Source organism: Paenarthrobacter sp. A20 (genome assembly GCF_024168825.1).
Taxonomy (GTDB): domain Bacteria; phylum Actinomycetota; class Actinomycetes; order Actinomycetales; family Micrococcaceae; genus Arthrobacter.
Map to the genome: position 1 here is coordinate 388110 of NZ_JALJWH010000001.1, position 14907 is coordinate 403016.

General features: G+C 64.9%; 14 protein-coding genes. 6 read left to right on the top strand and 8 right to left on the bottom strand.

Annotated features, from left to right (window positions below):
- Positions 1-3 precede the first annotated feature (3 nt).
- Together J3D46_RS01845 and J3D46_RS01850 are read left to right on the top strand one after the other, a co-directional pair.
- Positions 4-453 carry a GNAT family N-acetyltransferase gene (locus J3D46_RS01845; RefSeq protein ID WP_231338456.1) on the top strand — a complete coding sequence of 150 codons (450 nt, stop codon included), beginning with the start codon at positions 4-6 and terminating at the stop codon, positions 451-453.
- A 64-nt stretch (positions 454-517) separates the two neighbouring features.
- Positions 518-1720 carry a VCBS repeat-containing protein gene (locus J3D46_RS01850; protein ID WP_253464790.1) on the top strand — a complete coding sequence of 401 codons (1203 nt, stop codon included), beginning with the start codon at positions 518-520 and terminating at the stop codon, positions 1718-1720.
- Here the strand turns inward: J3D46_RS01850 and J3D46_RS01855 are convergent.
- From J3D46_RS01855 to J3D46_RS01890, 8 genes are read right to left on the bottom strand one after another with little or no spacing between them, the layout of a single operon-like run.
- Positions 1717-1878: a hypothetical protein gene (locus J3D46_RS01855; protein ID WP_253464793.1), complete on the bottom strand. Its 162-nt coding sequence runs from the start codon at positions 1876-1878 to the stop codon at positions 1717-1719. The two genes, J3D46_RS01850 and J3D46_RS01855, sit on opposite strands and share 4 nt — an antisense overlap.
- On the bottom strand, positions 1875-3221 hold the full coding sequence (locus J3D46_RS01860; protein ID WP_253464795.1) for an NtaA/DmoA family FMN-dependent monooxygenase: 1347 nt from the start codon (positions 3219-3221) through the stop codon (positions 1875-1877). The genes J3D46_RS01855 and J3D46_RS01860 overlap by 4 nt, the downstream gene beginning before the upstream one ends.
- Before the next feature lie 11 nt (positions 3222-3232).
- Complete coding sequence (locus J3D46_RS01865) at positions 3233-4291, bottom strand: LLM class flavin-dependent oxidoreductase (RefSeq protein ID WP_253464798.1); 1059 nt, start codon at positions 4289-4291, stop codon at positions 3233-3235.
- A complete protein-coding gene (locus J3D46_RS01870; RefSeq protein ID WP_253464801.1) occupies positions 4288-5115 on the bottom strand; it encodes a DUF1684 domain-containing protein in 828 nt (275 codons plus the stop codon). The genes J3D46_RS01865 and J3D46_RS01870 overlap by 4 nt, the downstream gene beginning before the upstream one ends.
- Positions 5099-6265: an LLM class flavin-dependent oxidoreductase gene (locus tag J3D46_RS01875; RefSeq protein ID WP_253464803.1), complete on the bottom strand. Its 1167-nt coding sequence runs from the start codon at positions 6263-6265 to the stop codon at positions 5099-5101. Before J3D46_RS01875 ends, J3D46_RS01870 begins: the two co-directional genes overlap by 17 nt.
- Positions 6262-7263 carry an ABC transporter substrate-binding protein gene (locus tag J3D46_RS01880; RefSeq protein WP_231338449.1) on the bottom strand — a complete coding sequence of 334 codons (1002 nt, stop codon included), beginning with the start codon at positions 7261-7263 and terminating at the stop codon, positions 6262-6264. The genes J3D46_RS01875 and J3D46_RS01880 overlap by 4 nt, the downstream gene beginning before the upstream one ends.
- A gap of 8 nt (positions 7264-7271) precedes the next feature.
- On the bottom strand, positions 7272-8201 hold the full coding sequence (locus J3D46_RS01885) for an amino acid ABC transporter ATP-binding protein (RefSeq protein ID WP_253464805.1): 930 nt from the start codon (positions 8199-8201) through the stop codon (positions 7272-7274).
- Entirely contained in the window at positions 8198-9163 is a 966-nt protein-coding gene (locus tag J3D46_RS01890; protein ID WP_200846924.1) for an amino acid ABC transporter permease, read from the bottom strand. The genes J3D46_RS01885 and J3D46_RS01890 overlap by 4 nt, the downstream gene beginning before the upstream one ends.
- 289 nt (positions 9164-9452) lie before the next feature.
- On the opposite strand from J3D46_RS01890, the gene J3D46_RS01895 reads away from it, so the two are divergent.
- From J3D46_RS01895 to J3D46_RS01910, 4 genes are all read left to right on the top strand, one after another.
- A complete protein-coding gene (locus J3D46_RS01895; protein ID WP_253464808.1) occupies positions 9453-11390 on the top strand; it encodes an FAD/NAD(P)-binding domain-containing protein in 1938 nt (645 codons plus the stop codon).
- Between the two features lie 57 nt (positions 11391-11447).
- Positions 11448-11966 carry a GNAT family N-acetyltransferase gene (locus J3D46_RS01900; RefSeq protein WP_231338446.1) on the top strand — a complete coding sequence of 173 codons (519 nt, stop codon included), beginning with the start codon at positions 11448-11450 and terminating at the stop codon, positions 11964-11966.
- Between the two features lie 9 nt (positions 11967-11975).
- Positions 11976-13673, top strand: coding sequence for a helicase HerA-like domain-containing protein (locus J3D46_RS01905; protein ID WP_231338445.1), 1698 nt, complete (start codon positions 11976-11978; stop codon positions 13671-13673).
- 115 nt (positions 13674-13788) lie between these two features.
- Positions 13789-14817, top strand: a complete 1029-nt coding sequence (locus tag J3D46_RS01910; protein WP_253469128.1) for a hypothetical protein — start codon at positions 13789-13791, stop codon at positions 14815-14817.
- Positions 14818-14907 lie beyond the last annotated feature (90 nt).

Sequence of the window (14907 nt, forward strand, 5' to 3'; positions counted from 1 at the left end):
TCCATGCCTGCCGATTTTGCCCTCCGCCCTGCCGTTGCCTCCGACGCTGCCTGGATCGCGGAACTCAGGGCCGTGGTGATGCGCCCTGACCTGGAACGGTTGCAGCGGTTCGATCCCGTCCGTGTCCGCGAGCGCTTCCTGAACGGTTTCCAGCCGGAGTACACGTACATCATCCATACCGACGGCGTGGATGCCGGTGTCATTGCCGTTCGTCCCGAGCCGGACGCGCGGTGGATTGAGCACTTCTACGTTGCCCCGACCCATCAAGGCAGGGGCCTGGGCGGTGCCGTGCTCCGACACGTCTTGGCGGGTTCCGTTGACGAACGCCCGTTCCGTTTGAACGTGCTTCAAGGCAGCGCCGCCCGCCACTTGTATGAGCGGCATGGCTTTGTGCTGGAGTCCGAGGGCCCGATCGATGTGTTCATGGTGGCCCCAAACCCCAGCGCCTCCTGACTGCCAGCCGCCTGTGCGGTAACGTCAGCACAAACATCAATGCCGGCTTCCGGGGGGGAACATCATGGGGAACGTTCGAGCGCGCACCAAGCGGTTTTCAACGCTTTCAGCAATGGCCCTGGCGGCCGGGCTCTTGGCTACCGGCGCACCGCCAGCCACTGCGGACAACCAACCAACGCCCATCATCGACGGCGCCGCGTACGTGGGTGCCGAACTGCGCCGACAGTACGACTACAGCTATTGGGGCTGCAGGGATGCGGACGGCTCGGGCGACGCCATTACTTTGGAGTGGTTGCGCGACGGCGAGGCGCTCCCCGAGGAACGGCAAGGGGAAACCTTGCGGATCCTCCCGGAGGACCAGGGCAGCCGCATTTCGATGCGGGTGCACCCTCTGACACCGGGGAGCCAGGGCTGCCCCACCGGCACGCAACTGAGCGCGGAGTCCCTGCCCATCAAGGCATCCAGCCGGGCGATGGGCTGGACCGGACGGGGCAACTTTGAACCGCTCGCCCGGACCAACGACGGCCGGCTCATCCTGTACCCGCGGACATATACCTATTACAAGGGCGCCTGCGAGGGACCCTGTCCTGCGTACTGGGGTTCGTGGGACGAGCCCCAGCAGGTAGGCCAAGGGTGGAACGTCTTCAATATCGTCTTCTCCCCCGGAGACTTCGACGGGGACGGCTTCAATGATCTCCTCGGCAGGGACGCGGCGGGCAACCTGTTCCTCTACCCCGGCGACGGCGAGGGCGGCTGGCTCGAACGCGAGCAAGTTGGCCAGGGCTGGAACGTCTTCAACACCATTGTCGGTCCGGGCGACTTCAACGGCGACGGCACCAACGATGTGCTGGCACGCGACGCCGCGGGCGGACTTTTCCTTTACCCCGGCGACGGCGAGGGCGGCTGGCTCGACCCGGAGCAGGTGGGCTGGGGCTGGCAGGTCATGAACAAGATCATCACCGGTGGCGACATGAACGCCGACGGTGCCGTGGATATTTTCGGACGCGACCAGCATGGCGATCTGCACCAGTACCCCTCCGACGGCGAGGGTGGCTGGGAGGAGCCTGCACACGTCGGCGTCGGGTGGGCGGCGTTCACCGACGTGGCCGGGCTCGGCAGTTCCGGCCACTCGAAATACAACGAGCTCTCTGCCGTTGACGCCAACGGCAACCTTCTCAGTTACATCACCGGCGCATCAAACACGGCGCTGTACGGCCCTTACGGGCCTATCGGCCGGGGTTGGAACGTCTTCAAGGAACTGCTCTAAAGCGGTTGCCCCAACACCGTCAGCTGCAGGCTGACGGTCCCACGCGAACCGTCGACGACGGCGGCACCCGGCCCGCCGCCGTCGGGCGCTCCGCCGTGCTGGTCCGGCATGAAGCCAAACCAGCGCCGGCAGAGCTGCACCAGGCGGCCCGTACTCATGAGACCCGCACCGACTCAGCGGAGCGCACCGGGGTCTCCAGCCCAAGGTTTTCGCGGAGGGTGGTGCCCCGGTATTCCGTGGGATAAACGCCGCGTTCCTGGAGCTCGGGCACCAGGTGGTTCACGATGTCATCCAGGCCAGTGGGGATGAGCCATGGCGAGATGTTGAACCCGTCCACCGCACCAACGCGTGCGTATTCCGCGAGGTGGTCGGCCACGGCGGTGTAGGAGCCGGTGAACGTGGCGTCGACGCGTGCCGTCTTGGACGTGACGAACTGGCGGATGGACAGGCCCTTGTCCTTGGCCTCGGCCCTCCACTGATCGGCGAGCTGCCGGGCCTTGGCGCCGTGGAACCCGCTGCCCCGGGTCTCGGAGGTTTCTTCCACGACGGGATCGATCTCCGGAAGGGGACCATCGGGATCATAGGAGGTGAGCTCGCGGCCCCAGAATTGCTCCAGGTAGGCAATAGCCTGCTGCGGGCCGATCTGCAGGCTGCGGACCCATGCTTTCTTGTCCTGTGCTTCCTGGTCTGTGGCTGCGAGGATGAATTCGCTGGCCGGCATGATCTGCACGGCGTTGGCACCGCGGCCGGCTGCGATGGAGCGGGCAACGATGTCGCGGCGGAATTCCACGGCGTTGTCGAACTTGGGGTGCGCGGAGAAGATCACGTCTGCCTGGCGGGCTGCGAAGTCACGGCCGTCCGGGGAGTCGCCGGCCTGGAAAAGCACGGGGCGGTACTGGGCGCTGCGGGGCAACAACGGGGTGACGTCCACGGTGTAGTGCTGACCCTCGTGAAGAACGCGTCGTGCCGGGCCGGAAGGTGTTTCCCACGAATCCCAGATTCGCTTGGCAGTCTCAACGAAGGCTTCTGCATGCTTGTAACGGTCCGCATGGTCCAGGTAGCCGCCGCGGCGGAAGTTTGCCCCTGTCCAGGCGTTGTCCGTGGTGACGATGTTCCAAGCAGCCCTGCCGCCGGAGATCAGGTCCAGCGACGCCAAACGGTGCGCGAGGTCTGCGGGATCGTTGTACGTGGTGTTCTGGGTGGCCACCAAGCCGATGTTGGAGGTCACGGCAGCCAAGGCGGCCAGCATGGTTTGCGCGTCCGGACGGCCCACCACGTCCAGGGCGTGGGGCCGGCCAAGGTGCTCGCGGAGCCGGAGTCCTTCGCCCAGGAAGAACGCGGCGAACTTGCCGCGCTCGGCGGTCTGGACGATCCGGCGGAACGACTCAAAGTCGGTCTGCGAACCGGATTCGGCGGCTTTCCAAATAGTGCCGGAGTTGACGCCCTGGAAGAAGATGCCGAACTGGATCTGGCCGCTCGGCTGGAAAATGTCGCGTGTCATGGTGTGTTCCTTTACTTTGCCGCGCCGGAAGCGGTGGTTGCATAGCGGTTTTCCGCCGGTCCGAGGCCCAGCAGGTCGCGGAACGTACTGTCCTGGATGGGCGGCCGAAGGGAACCGCGGCGACGAAGTTCCGGCAGGACAAGCCGTGACAGTTCGTCCAACCCGGCATCCAGAACATCAGGGTGGAGGCGAACGCCGTCGGCCTCCTGGAGCAGTGCATCGAGAAGGTCGGTGAGACGCTCGGCAGAGCCGACAAACCGCGCCCGTCCGGTTTCCGCATCGGACAAGGACCGCGAGGCCGCAGCTTCGCCACGCGAGTCCAGGACGACGTCGAGCTCCGCAACAACTGCCACGGAAGCACCCAGGCGGGCACGCACGTCACGAACCTCGGCAGCGAGCAGTTCGGGCGTGGGCGCGGACACCAGGACAGCATCCACGGCGTCGGCCGGAACCAAACCATCGCCTACCAAGGATGCAGCAGCGATCACCGGCAACTGTCCCTGCAGGGGCCTCGGAATAATGGAGGGGCCCTTCACGGAATACCCGGCACCTGCAAAATCAGAGGGCGTTTCGAAATCCGCGTAGTGCAGCTTGTCCACGTCGATGTACCGGCCGGTGGCGACGTCGCGGATCACGGCGTCGTCCTCCCAGGAGTCCCACAAACGGCGCCCGACCTCGATGGACGCGGCAGCCTCCTGGGCCAGCGCGGCACCTTCAACCGAAGAACGTCCGACGGCGGCAGCGGCCTCGGGCGACTCGGCCGCAGTCACGATCCACCCGGCCCGGCCACCGGATACGTAGTCCAGGCTGGCGAGCTGCGTGGAGACGTGGAACGGTTCCGTGTAGACGGTGTCCACCTCGGGGACCACGGCGATGGTACGGGTGACGGGGCCGGCAAAGGCTGCGCGCTGCAGGGCGTTGGTCCGTCCGGCTTCCGGAGTGTCCGTGAAGGTTGCCGCGTGGAAACCGGCGGACTCGGCTGCGAGGACAGCACGGGCAAGGTTCTGGTACCCGGCACCATCGAGTTCAATGGCCAGGAACCCGGCCTTGTTGTCTTGAGGGGAACTCACTTCTGGTCCTGACGTTCGTAGGGGATCTTTTCGCCGGCTTCGATAGCCACGGTCAGCCGATTTTCGGCCGGCGGGAGTGGGCAGGTAGCGAGGTCGGTATAGGCGCAGGGCAGGTTGACGGCCCGGTTGAAGTCGAGCTCAACCGAGCCATCAGCGGCAGGGACCACGGACAGGGAGCGGTTGGCGGCGTAAGTGGTCTTGCCGGAGGTCTGGTCCGTGAACAGCACCGACAGGGAACCAGGAGCGTGGCCGTTGAACGCGGTCAGCGCCAGTTCCTCGCCGGCCAGCTTGAAGCGGATCTCACCGGGAGCTTCGTACACGTGCTGGATACCCTCGACGGCGGCACCCACGGTGGTGGGGCGGGGCGCCTCGAAAGGTACGAAAGTCCCGGCCACGGCAAACGCCGCGTTGGGTGTGTAGGCGGGCGTGCCCTGGTACTCCTGCAACAAGGCATTCGACGGGTTCCGTGGCCGAACGATGTACTCGCCGCCGCGCTTGGCAACCTCGATCACGGTGTCGCCCGAGACCAGGTTGATCCCGCCACGTTCCTCGATCGGCCCAAGCTCCACAGGAGTGCCGTTGTTCAGTTCCACCCCGTCCTGCTGCAGGCTTTCGCCCGGTTCCAGGACAACACGCACGACGTCGGCATCCGCACTCCAGGTGCCCGGCGCGCCTTCCAGCCGAGTTGCGTCGCTGCTGAGCCAGTGCAGGTGGGTCACGGCGAGGAAGCCATGCGGGTGGGCACGGTGCCGCTCGTGGGCGTCATGCCACTCCTGCCATTCCTCGTCGAAGGATTCGAGTGCTGTTTCAGTGTGCGTAGACATGTGCGGTATCACTCCTGTTCAATGCATGGTCTGCTGTGACGGTTGCTGCAGCGTCGGCTTCGGTTTTCCCGGCGAATTCGGGTCGGCCCGCGAAGGGATCCCCGGCGGCCCACAGCGTGCTGGGTGCCGCCGCCCGGATGGCCGGGATAACTTCCAGCGCGAAGCGTTCCAGGATCTCGAGCTGCTGTTCGAACGGCAGCGTAGTAGGCAGGGAGATTGACTGAAGATCGTGGCCGTACAGCGAGTGGTAGCTGAGGATCTTGTCGATGACCTGCTCCGGGCTGCCTACCAAGGCCGGCCCCTCGGCCACTGCGTGCTGGATGTCCCTGAACGGCGAGTTGTTGCCGGGAACGTTGCGACCGGCAGTCAGGCCTTCGTAGACCGGACCGTACTGGCGGATGGCTTCCTGCGTGGTGTCCGCGATGAACACTCCACCGGCACCGCTGCCCGAGCCGAGGTACTGGTGCCGGGGATCATGTCCGTGGCGCTCGTACTCTTCGCGGTAGTGGTCGATCAGGACCTTGTAGTTCTCCCGCGGCTGGATAGCGTTGGCCGTGAACAGCGGATCTCCCCACTTGGCGGCGAGCGCAGCGGAGGTCAGGGTTGTAGCCGAGCCGTGCCAAATCCGCGGCGAGCCTGCGAAGGGGCGCGGCGTCGTCGTGGTCGGCTCCGTGAGGGCGGGCCTGAAGCGGCCGGACCACGTGACGCTTTCCTTGCGCCACAGCGTGCGCAGCAGTGCGTACTTTTCGGCGAGCAGTTCCCATTGCTCGTCCAGGGACAGGCCAAACAAGGGGTACTGGAGCACCTCGTTGCCCTTGCCGATCACGAGTTCCAGTCGGCCACGGCTCAGTTGGTCGATGGTGGCGTAGTCCTCGGCCACGCGCACGGGATCCAGCACGGAGAGCACGGTGACACCGGTCTGCAGGCGGATGCGGCTGGTGACGGCGGCAATCGCGGCGAGGACCGTCGTCGGAGAGGACGACACGAACTCGCCCGCGTGGCGTTCCCCCACGGAGAAGCTGTCATAGCCAAGCTCCTCCGCCCGCCGGGCTGTCTCCACCACCTGGTTCAGGCGGTCAGCGGTGGAGACAATTTTCCCTGTGACCGGGTTCTTCACATGGGGAATGATGTCCAGGACCTGGAACTTCATTTGCCGGCACCAAAGGTTGCTTCAGTGACAGTCTTCGATTCCGTCAAGGCTTCCTCGGAAAGGCCCCAGCGTTCCAGGACCTTGCCGTACGAGCCGTCCTTGATGGTGGAATTCAGCGCGTCGGTAATGGCCGGAGCCAATCCGTTGCCCTTGAGAGTGGTGGCGGCGACCAGCGTTTCAGCCGGCCAGCCGGCATTGACCTTGCCCACTACTTTGAGGTCGTCACGGGTGTTCTCGCGGTAGGTGACCGACGGGTACGGCGCCAGGTTCAGGTCGGTGCGGCCGGAGGACAAAGCCAGGATGGTGTCGGCGTCCGCGGAGTAGTACTGCAGCGTCGCCGGCGCCTTGCCCTTTTCTTCGAGTTCCTTGTTCCACGCCAGCAGGATCTTCTCCTGGTTGGTGCCCGAGCCCACGGAAATCTTCAGGCCGGAAATATCGTCCGAGCCCTTGATGTCGTAGTTGGAGCTCTTCTTCGCTTCGAAACCCATGTACGCGGCACGGTAGGTGGAGAAGTCGAACAGCTTCACGCGGGCCGCGTTGATGCCCACGTTGGAGAACACGGCCTCAAAGTCACCGGACTGGGTCTTCAGCGGCCAGTTCTCCCACGACGTCACTTGGAGGTCCAGTTCCAACCCCAGTTTGTCGGCCACGAGCTGGGCAATGTCCACCTCCACACCAATGGGAGTCTTATCGTCCGTGGCGTGGAAGGACAGCGGGATGGAACCGGCAGTGGTAGCAACCGTCAGTTTCCCGTCCTTGGCGATGGCTGCCGGAACGGCCCCCGCTGCGGCAGCGTCTTTCTCGCCACGGATCCGGTTCTGGTCGACAGAGGTGTTGTAGACGATGCCATTCCTGGCAGCCTCCGACTCGGGCTTGGCGGCCGATGCCCCGGGATCGGAGCACCCGGCCAGCACGGGAAGCACGACGGCGGGAAGTACAGCGAGTGCCAAAAGCTTGGTTTTGGAAGTGGCGGCGAAAGCGCGGGTAGTGCGAAGCATGGGGTTTCCTAGATGTTGAAAGCTGGTTCGATGACTTTGGAGAAGAAGCTGCGGGTGCGTTCCTCGCGGGGGTTGGCGAAGATGTCCTGGGGTGTGCCGGACTCGACGATCTGGCCTTGGTCCATGAAGACCACGGTGTCCGCAACGTCCCGGGCAAAGCCCATCTCGTGGGTCACGATGATCAGCGTTGTGCCGGACTTGGCGAGCTCCCGGATGACGTCCAGGACCTCGTTGACGAGCTCAGGGTCCAGCGCGGAGGTGGGCTCGTCGAAGAGCAGGATCTTGGGATCAAGTGCCAGCGCCCGGGCTATCGCCACCCGCTGCTGCTGGCCCCCGGAGAGCTGGCGGGGGTAAGCATCGGCGCGGTCCTTCAGGCCCACCCGGTCCAGCAGTTCCAGCCCACGCTTCCGGGCCTCCGCCTTGGAACGTTTTTGGGCCACGATGGGCGCTTCAATGACGTTCTCCAAGGCGGTGAGGTGCGGGAACAAGTTGAAGCTTTGGAACACCATGCCGATGTTGGTGCGCTGCTTGAGGATGTCTTTCTCACGCAGTTCGTGGAGCTTGTTCCCGCGGACCTCGTAACCCACCAGTTCGCCATCGATGGTGATGTAACCGCCGTCGACTTTTTCCAAGTGGTTGATGGTGCGCAGGAGCGTGGATTTCCCGGACCCGGAAGGCCCGACGATCACGGCAACGCCGCCCGGCCGAACGGACAAGGAGACGCCCTTGAGCACCTCGGTGGCGCCGAAGGACTTCCGGACGTTGGTGATGTCCACCTGGCCGCGGGTGACTTTCGTGTCCGCAGCGGCGGGTCGGGCCGTCGTCGTGCGTTCCCGCTGGGGAGCACCACCTTGGGGAGCTGACGGTTCCTCGGCCAGTTTGGCCTCTGCGAGGTGGGCGGCGGCAGCGGCTTCGGAGGAAGAGAAGACGGTGGTCATCGGGTTTCCTTCGTGGGTGTGGCGGCAACGTGGGTGGTGAAGAACTTGCGAGCCTTCTGCAACGGGGTGAGCGGCAGTGTCCTGAGGGCGCCCTTGGAGAAGTGGCGTTCGATGTAGTACTGGAAGACGCTCAGCACGGAGGTGATCACCACGTACCAGAGCGTGGCGACGAGCAGGAGCGGCAGCACCTGCTGGGTCCGGTTGTAGATGACTTGGACCGTGTAGAACAGCTCGGAGTAGGCCAGGACGTAGACGATCGAGGTGCCCTTGACCAAGCCGATGATCTCGTTGAACGCATTGGGCAAAATGGCGCGCATCGCTTGGGGCAGCACGATCCTGGTGGAACGCTTCCACGCCGGGATGCCCAGGGCCGAGGCAGCTTCCAGCTGGCCCTGGTCCACGGAGAGGATGCCGCCGCGGATGATTTCTGCGGAGTAGGCTGCCTGGTTCAGGGTGAGGCCCAGGACGGCTGCAGCGAACTGGCTGATGAGCGTGGTGGTCTGGGCCTCGAAGAAGCGGACGTCCGTGAACGGGATGCCGAGGCTGATCTTTTCGTACAGGTAGCCCAGGTTGTACCAAAGCAGGAGCTGGACCAGCAGCGGCGTGGAGCGGAAGATCCAGGAGAACGTCCAGGAAACCGAGACCAGCAGTGGCGAAGCGGACAGCCGCATGAGGGCAAGGATAAATCCGAGGACGAACCCCAGGACACCGGAGATGGCCGTGAGCTTGAGGGTCTCGATGAGTCCGTTGACTACCGACTGGGCGGTGAACCACTCGGCCACCACGCCCCACTCCCAGCGGGGGTTGGTGACCAGGGACCAGGCAATGGCGGCGACGCCGGCGGCAACCAGCACGGTGCCCACCCATCGCCAGGGATGCCGGGCCGGAACCAGCTTGTACTCGGAGTAATCCGGGGTGGGCGGTGCAGTGTCCGCCGTGGCAGGCGGTGCGATTGCACTCATGCGCCACCTCATTTCATATCGGTTGTTGCCTATCGGATGGCTGCCAATCTAGGGCCGCGCGAAACCCGGCAGCAAGGCAGGAATTTGCACTTCTTCACTGGACTTCGCGGGGCTTCGCAGGAGTTCGCACAGCGTCACAATCACGTTCATGAGCCGCCATATGAGTCGGGATCTTGCGCGGCTTAACGCTCCATGACGCATGGTGAACGGCCGTTACCACCGCCTCGACCGGCGGCCTGCTTCGTCCTTAGATTGGGCATCACCAACCACTGCCGTTTCAGGAGATCCCATGCCGTCACGAGTTCCCGCCACCGCCTTCATTGGCGGCGGCCCGCGCACGGCCGGCGTCCTTGAACGGCTTGCTGCCAACCGTCCGGCATTGTTTCAGGGCCCCCTGCACATCCACGTCGTCGAGCCTCATGAGCCCGGCTCCGGGAGGATCTGGCGATATGACCAGGATCCCGGCCTGCTGCTCAACTCCACCGCCGCCGATGTCACCATGTTCACTGACGCCTCGGTGGCCTGCGATGGGCCCTCTGTTGAAGGCCCAGGCCTCTCCACCTGGGCCGCCGGCGTGTTGGACGGCACCATCCGGGACGTCCCTGCGCTGGAGCCGCACCTTCTCGCGCAACTTCGCTCCCTGACGCCCGCGTCCTTTCCCACCCGGCAACTCCAGAGCAAGTACCTTGAGTGGTTCTTCGGCCGGGCCGTCAACACCCTCGGCCCTGAGGTCACGGTGACGGTGCATCGCGAAACGGCCACCGCGGTCTCAGCTGCGTCCGGCGGCGGGCACGACGACGGTCCGCACCGCGTGCGGCTGGCGTCCGGCGCCGAGGTGCTTGCCGACGTCGTGGTGTACGCGGTGGGCCACACCGATTCCCTGCCGGACCCCGAATCCGTCCGCCTCAGTGAGTTCGCTGCACGGCACGGCGGGTTCCACGCGCCGCCGTCGTACACCACGGACGTTGACTACTCCGGCCTCCAGGCCGGCCAGGACGTGATCGTCTCCGGCATGGGCCTGGCATTTGTGGACCTGCTGGTGCTGCTGTTCGAGGGCCGCGGCGGCCGTTTCGAAGAAAGGCCCGACGGCGAACTGGACTATGTGCCCTCCGGCGCCGAACCCCGGGTCTGGGCCGGTTCACGGCGCGGCGTGCCGTTCCACTCCAAGATCTCCTCCGTTCTCCGCGGCGAGCCGATCACCCGTCCGCGATACTTCACCGCAGAGGCCGTTGATGCGCTCCTCACCGAGCACCAGGAACTCGACTTCCGCACGCACCTGTGGCCGCTGATCGCCAAGGATGCCGGCTACGCCTACTATCGGGAACTGTTCACCGGATACCCGTCGCGGGTTCTGGGAACATGGACCAGCTTCGAGTCGCGTTTTGACGCCGTCGATTGGTACAGCACTGCCCGGGAAGAACTGGCGGCCTTCTCCATACCGGATCCTGCCTTGCGCCTGGACCTCGAGAAACTGGACCACCCGCTCAGTGGTTGCGCGTTCGCCGACCATGACACGGTGCAGCGCTCCGTTGCCGCGTACATCCAGAACGACCTCAACCTCCGCACAAGCCCGGACCATTCCGAGACCCTCGCCCTCTTTACGGCTTTGTTGTTCGTCTACATGGACCTCGGCCGGCTGGTCCCGCAGGAGCGACTCAACGCACGCTCCCAGCAGGCGATCCACGGATGGTGGCACGGCTTCTTCAGCTTTGTGGACTCCGGACCGCCGTCGCACCGCCTCCGCGAGATGCTGGCGCTGCACAGGGCCGGGCTCCTGAAGTTCCTGGGTCCTGGCATGTGGGTCCGTGCCGATGATTCCCTCGGTCGGTTCGTAGCCGGCTCATTCCAGTCCCCCGTGGTGGTGGACGCCGCCGCGTACATTGAGGCGCGGCTGCCGTCCGCTTCCGTGGAGCGTTCCGCCAATCCCGCACTGGCCGACCTGCACGACGCCGGATGGGGCACCGAACAACGGCTCCTCACCTCCGAAGGCGCACACTCCACCGGGAAACTCCTGGTCTCCGGGAATCACGAGGTACTCTCCCCTGTTGGTACTCCTCAGAAGGGTTTGTTCGCGGTGGGTCCGTGGACGTCCGGCTGGGGCGCAGGGGCGTTTGCCCGTCCCAACACCAACGCAGCACCCTTCCGGGAGAACGACGCCCTGGCGCGCCGGATCCTGTCCACCGTTGCTGCCGCCCGCCCAACTGAGTCGCAGTTGATGCCGTTTTGAGCCCTCACAACGGCATTAACTGCTACCTACTTGGGTTCCACCTACGAAAGGCCTGACATGACCACCACCCCAACCCTGCCGACGTCGGGCCTTACCGTCCTCAGCCTGCCCATGCGCGATCCCCGCGTCCGTCCGCTCCTGGACGAGCTCGCCGTCGAATACGAAACCCGCTACGGGAACCTGTTCGGCACCGGGGGCGCAGCCGAGGAACTGAACAGGTACCCGGCAGAGGAATTCGAAGCCCCGCACGGCGCGCTGGTCATCATCCAGGAGAACGGCGAGTCCGTGGCCGGCGGCGCGTTCCGCCGCTATGACGACCACACAGCCGAGCTCAAAAGGATCTGGACCCACTCGGCCCACCGACGCCGTGGGCTGGCCCGCTTGGTCCTGACGGAACTGGAGAATGAGGCCCGACGGCGGGGCTACCGGAAGCTCTACCTCACCACTGGCCCGCGCCAGCCGGAGGCCAGGAACCTGTATCTGGCCACAGGCTACAAAGCGCTGTTCGACCTCGCCGCAGACCCCGAGGAAATCAAGCATTTGGCGTTCAGCAAGGATCTTGCCGTGCACAGCTAAGCTATGCGCATGGCCAACAAATCCACTGCCGAAAAAATCGCCACCATCCAGCAGGGGTACGCCCTGGAAGGTGCCACCATCGAACTCGGCGCCGCGATCGTTGACGGCGAGATCCACAAGGAAGCGCAGGTCAGGCTTCCACTGGCCATGATGAACCGGCACGGACTGGTGGCCGGGGCCACGGGTACCGGCAAGACGGTCACGCTGCATATGATCGCCGAACAGCTTTCGACGGCGGGTGTTCCGGTTTTCCTTGCGGACATCAAGGGTGATCTGTCCGGACTGGCGACGCCGGCCACTGGCAGTGAGAAGTTGACTGCCCGCACGTCGGCGCTGGGGCAGGACTGGCAGGCCAAAAACTTCCCCGTCGAGTTCCTGAGCCTCGGCGGCGACGGCCACGGAATCCCGGTCCGCGCCACCATTACCTCCTTTGGACCCATCCTGCTCTCACGCATCATGGACCTCAACGACACCCAGGAGTCCAGCCTCCAGCTGATCTTCCACTTCGCGGACAAGAACAACCTGGAGCTCATCGACCTCAAGGACCTTCGAGCTGTCATCCAGTTCCTCACCTCGGACGAAGGCAAGGCCGAACTCGCCGACCTCGGTGGGCTGTCCAAAGCCACCGCAGGGGTGATCCTGCGTGAGCTGGTCACCCTTGAAGCCCAGGGCATGGAGAAGTTCTTCGGTGAGCCCGAGTTCGATACCGCAGAGCTCCTCCGCACAGCCCCGGATGGCCGCGGTGTGATCAGCTGCCTGGAGCTCCCCACCCTGCAGACCAAGCCGCTGCTGTTCTCCACGTTCCTCATGTGGCTCCTCGCGGATCTCTTCGAGGAACTCCCCGAAGCCGGCGACCTGGACAAACCCAAACTCGTGTTTTTCCTGGACGAGGCACACCTGCTGTTCAACGGCGCGTCCAAGGCCTTCCTCGAAGCAATCACCACCACGGTGCGGCTCATCCGTTCCAAGGGTGTGGGCATATTCTTCGTCACCCAGACCCCCAAGGATGTTCCCGCCGATGTCCTCGGCCAACTCGCCAACCGAGTGCAGCACGCCTTGCGCGCTTTCACCCCCGAGGATGCCAAGGCGCTGAAGGCCACCGTCTCCACGTTCCCGGTCAGCGACTACGACCTCGAGGAGACGCTCACCTCGGCCGGCATCGGCGAGGCCGTCATCACCGTCATGAACGAGAAAGGCGCGCCCACGCCCGTTGCTCTGACCCGGCTCCGCGCACCCGAGTCCGTGATGGGTCCCAGCACCGACGAGCTGGTTCTCAGCACCGTAGCCGCGTCCTCTTTGTTGGTGAAATACGGAACCGCAGTGGACAACCTTTCCGCCTACGAGAAGTTGAACGGCCAGGCAGCCGTCCCTACGGGCGATGCTGCACCGGGGCAGCCACCAGTGCCCGCTTCGGGCGGCTCCTCCCAGGCCGACATCGACGCCGAAGCCCGCCGCATCGAGGAGGAAATCCTCGGCCGCCCCAGTTCGCGGCCAGCCTCCACACCTGAGTCCTACCCGGCGCCGCCGGCGCCAACTCCCGCTCCGCAATCGTCCCAGCAACAGGACGGCATGTTCGGTGACATCGCCGGCGCCCTTGGTGGGGCGCTGGGCGGAGGGCTCAAGAGCATGGTCCGGTCCATGGGCACGCAGCTGGGCCGCGACCTGCTGCGCGGCGTCTTCGGCACCTCCTCACGGCGGCGCCGCTAGTCCTGGTTGGCTGTCCAAAGCACGACGCCGGGTGGCGGCAAGGCCTGCTGCCACCCGCCGTCGAGCCTTCTCCAATCGGTGGACATACGTCATAACGCGGCCTTCATGCACGGTGATCGCTGCCGCGACAGGTAACGTAAAGGGCGTGCAGTTGAGTCAAGCGTTCGTCAAGACCGCAGCCGGGTGGCTGCTCGGTCTGATGCTTGCTGCCGCCGGGGCGATCGTCTGCATCAACCTGGTGAGCTCTTCCGTGGCCAGTCCCCAACGGCCCGTCAAGGAGTATTTGGCGGCGCTGCAGAAGGGTGAGGGCGAAGAGGCGCTGGGCCTGCTCCGCGCCAAAGTGCCCAGCTCAAACGCATCCATGCTCGATGGCACAGCCCTGCAGACCGCCGCTTCCAAGATGACCGACGTCAAGGTGGGAAACCCTGAATCACGCGGCAGCAACCGCGTCGCAGTGCCCGTTGACTACACCTTGGACGGCAGTAAGCTCCACACCGAGTTCCTGATGGAACGGACCGGGACGCAGTGGTTGTTCTTCGCGAAGTGGGCGTTCGTGCCCACCACCCTGCCCACCATTGAAGTCACCGTGGTCAACGCCAGCGAAGCCACCCTCAATGGCGTCCCAGTGAACATGCCCAACGGCCGCAACACCTTCGCCGTGTTCTTCCCCGGCAAGTACGAAGCAAGCCTCAACGGGACATTCTTCGAAGCCCCTGCCGCCTCAGCCCTTGTGTCAACGCGCGACGGCGGCCAAGCACCCTTGAACCTGCAGACCCGCTCCACGAAGTCCATGAACGAGGCGGTCGCAGGGAAGGTCCGGGAGTTCCTGGACAACTGCGCCGCCCAGGCCACCGAGCAGCAGCGGCTCCAGCCGGATTGCCCGTTCTACCACGCCAGCAATGCCCGTGTCGTTGACGGGACCATCAAATGGGCCATCACCGAGTACCCCAAAATCACCATCGAACCCTTTGGCGGCAAGTGGGTGGTAGCTCCCCTCAACGGCAAGGCCACGCTGACCGCCAGGGAGATCAACCTGTTCAGCGGGTTCGTCAACGACCTCAACGTGGAGCACGACTTCAGCTTCACCACCCAGTTGGACGTGGGCAGCGACACCGTGACGGTTACTCCCCTGCTGACCTTCTGAGCTTTCCGCCGACACGGCTGGGCCACACGGGCGGGCTGGGCCGCACGGGGTCGACACGGAAATGGCCCGGGCCGTCCCCCGAAGGAGCAA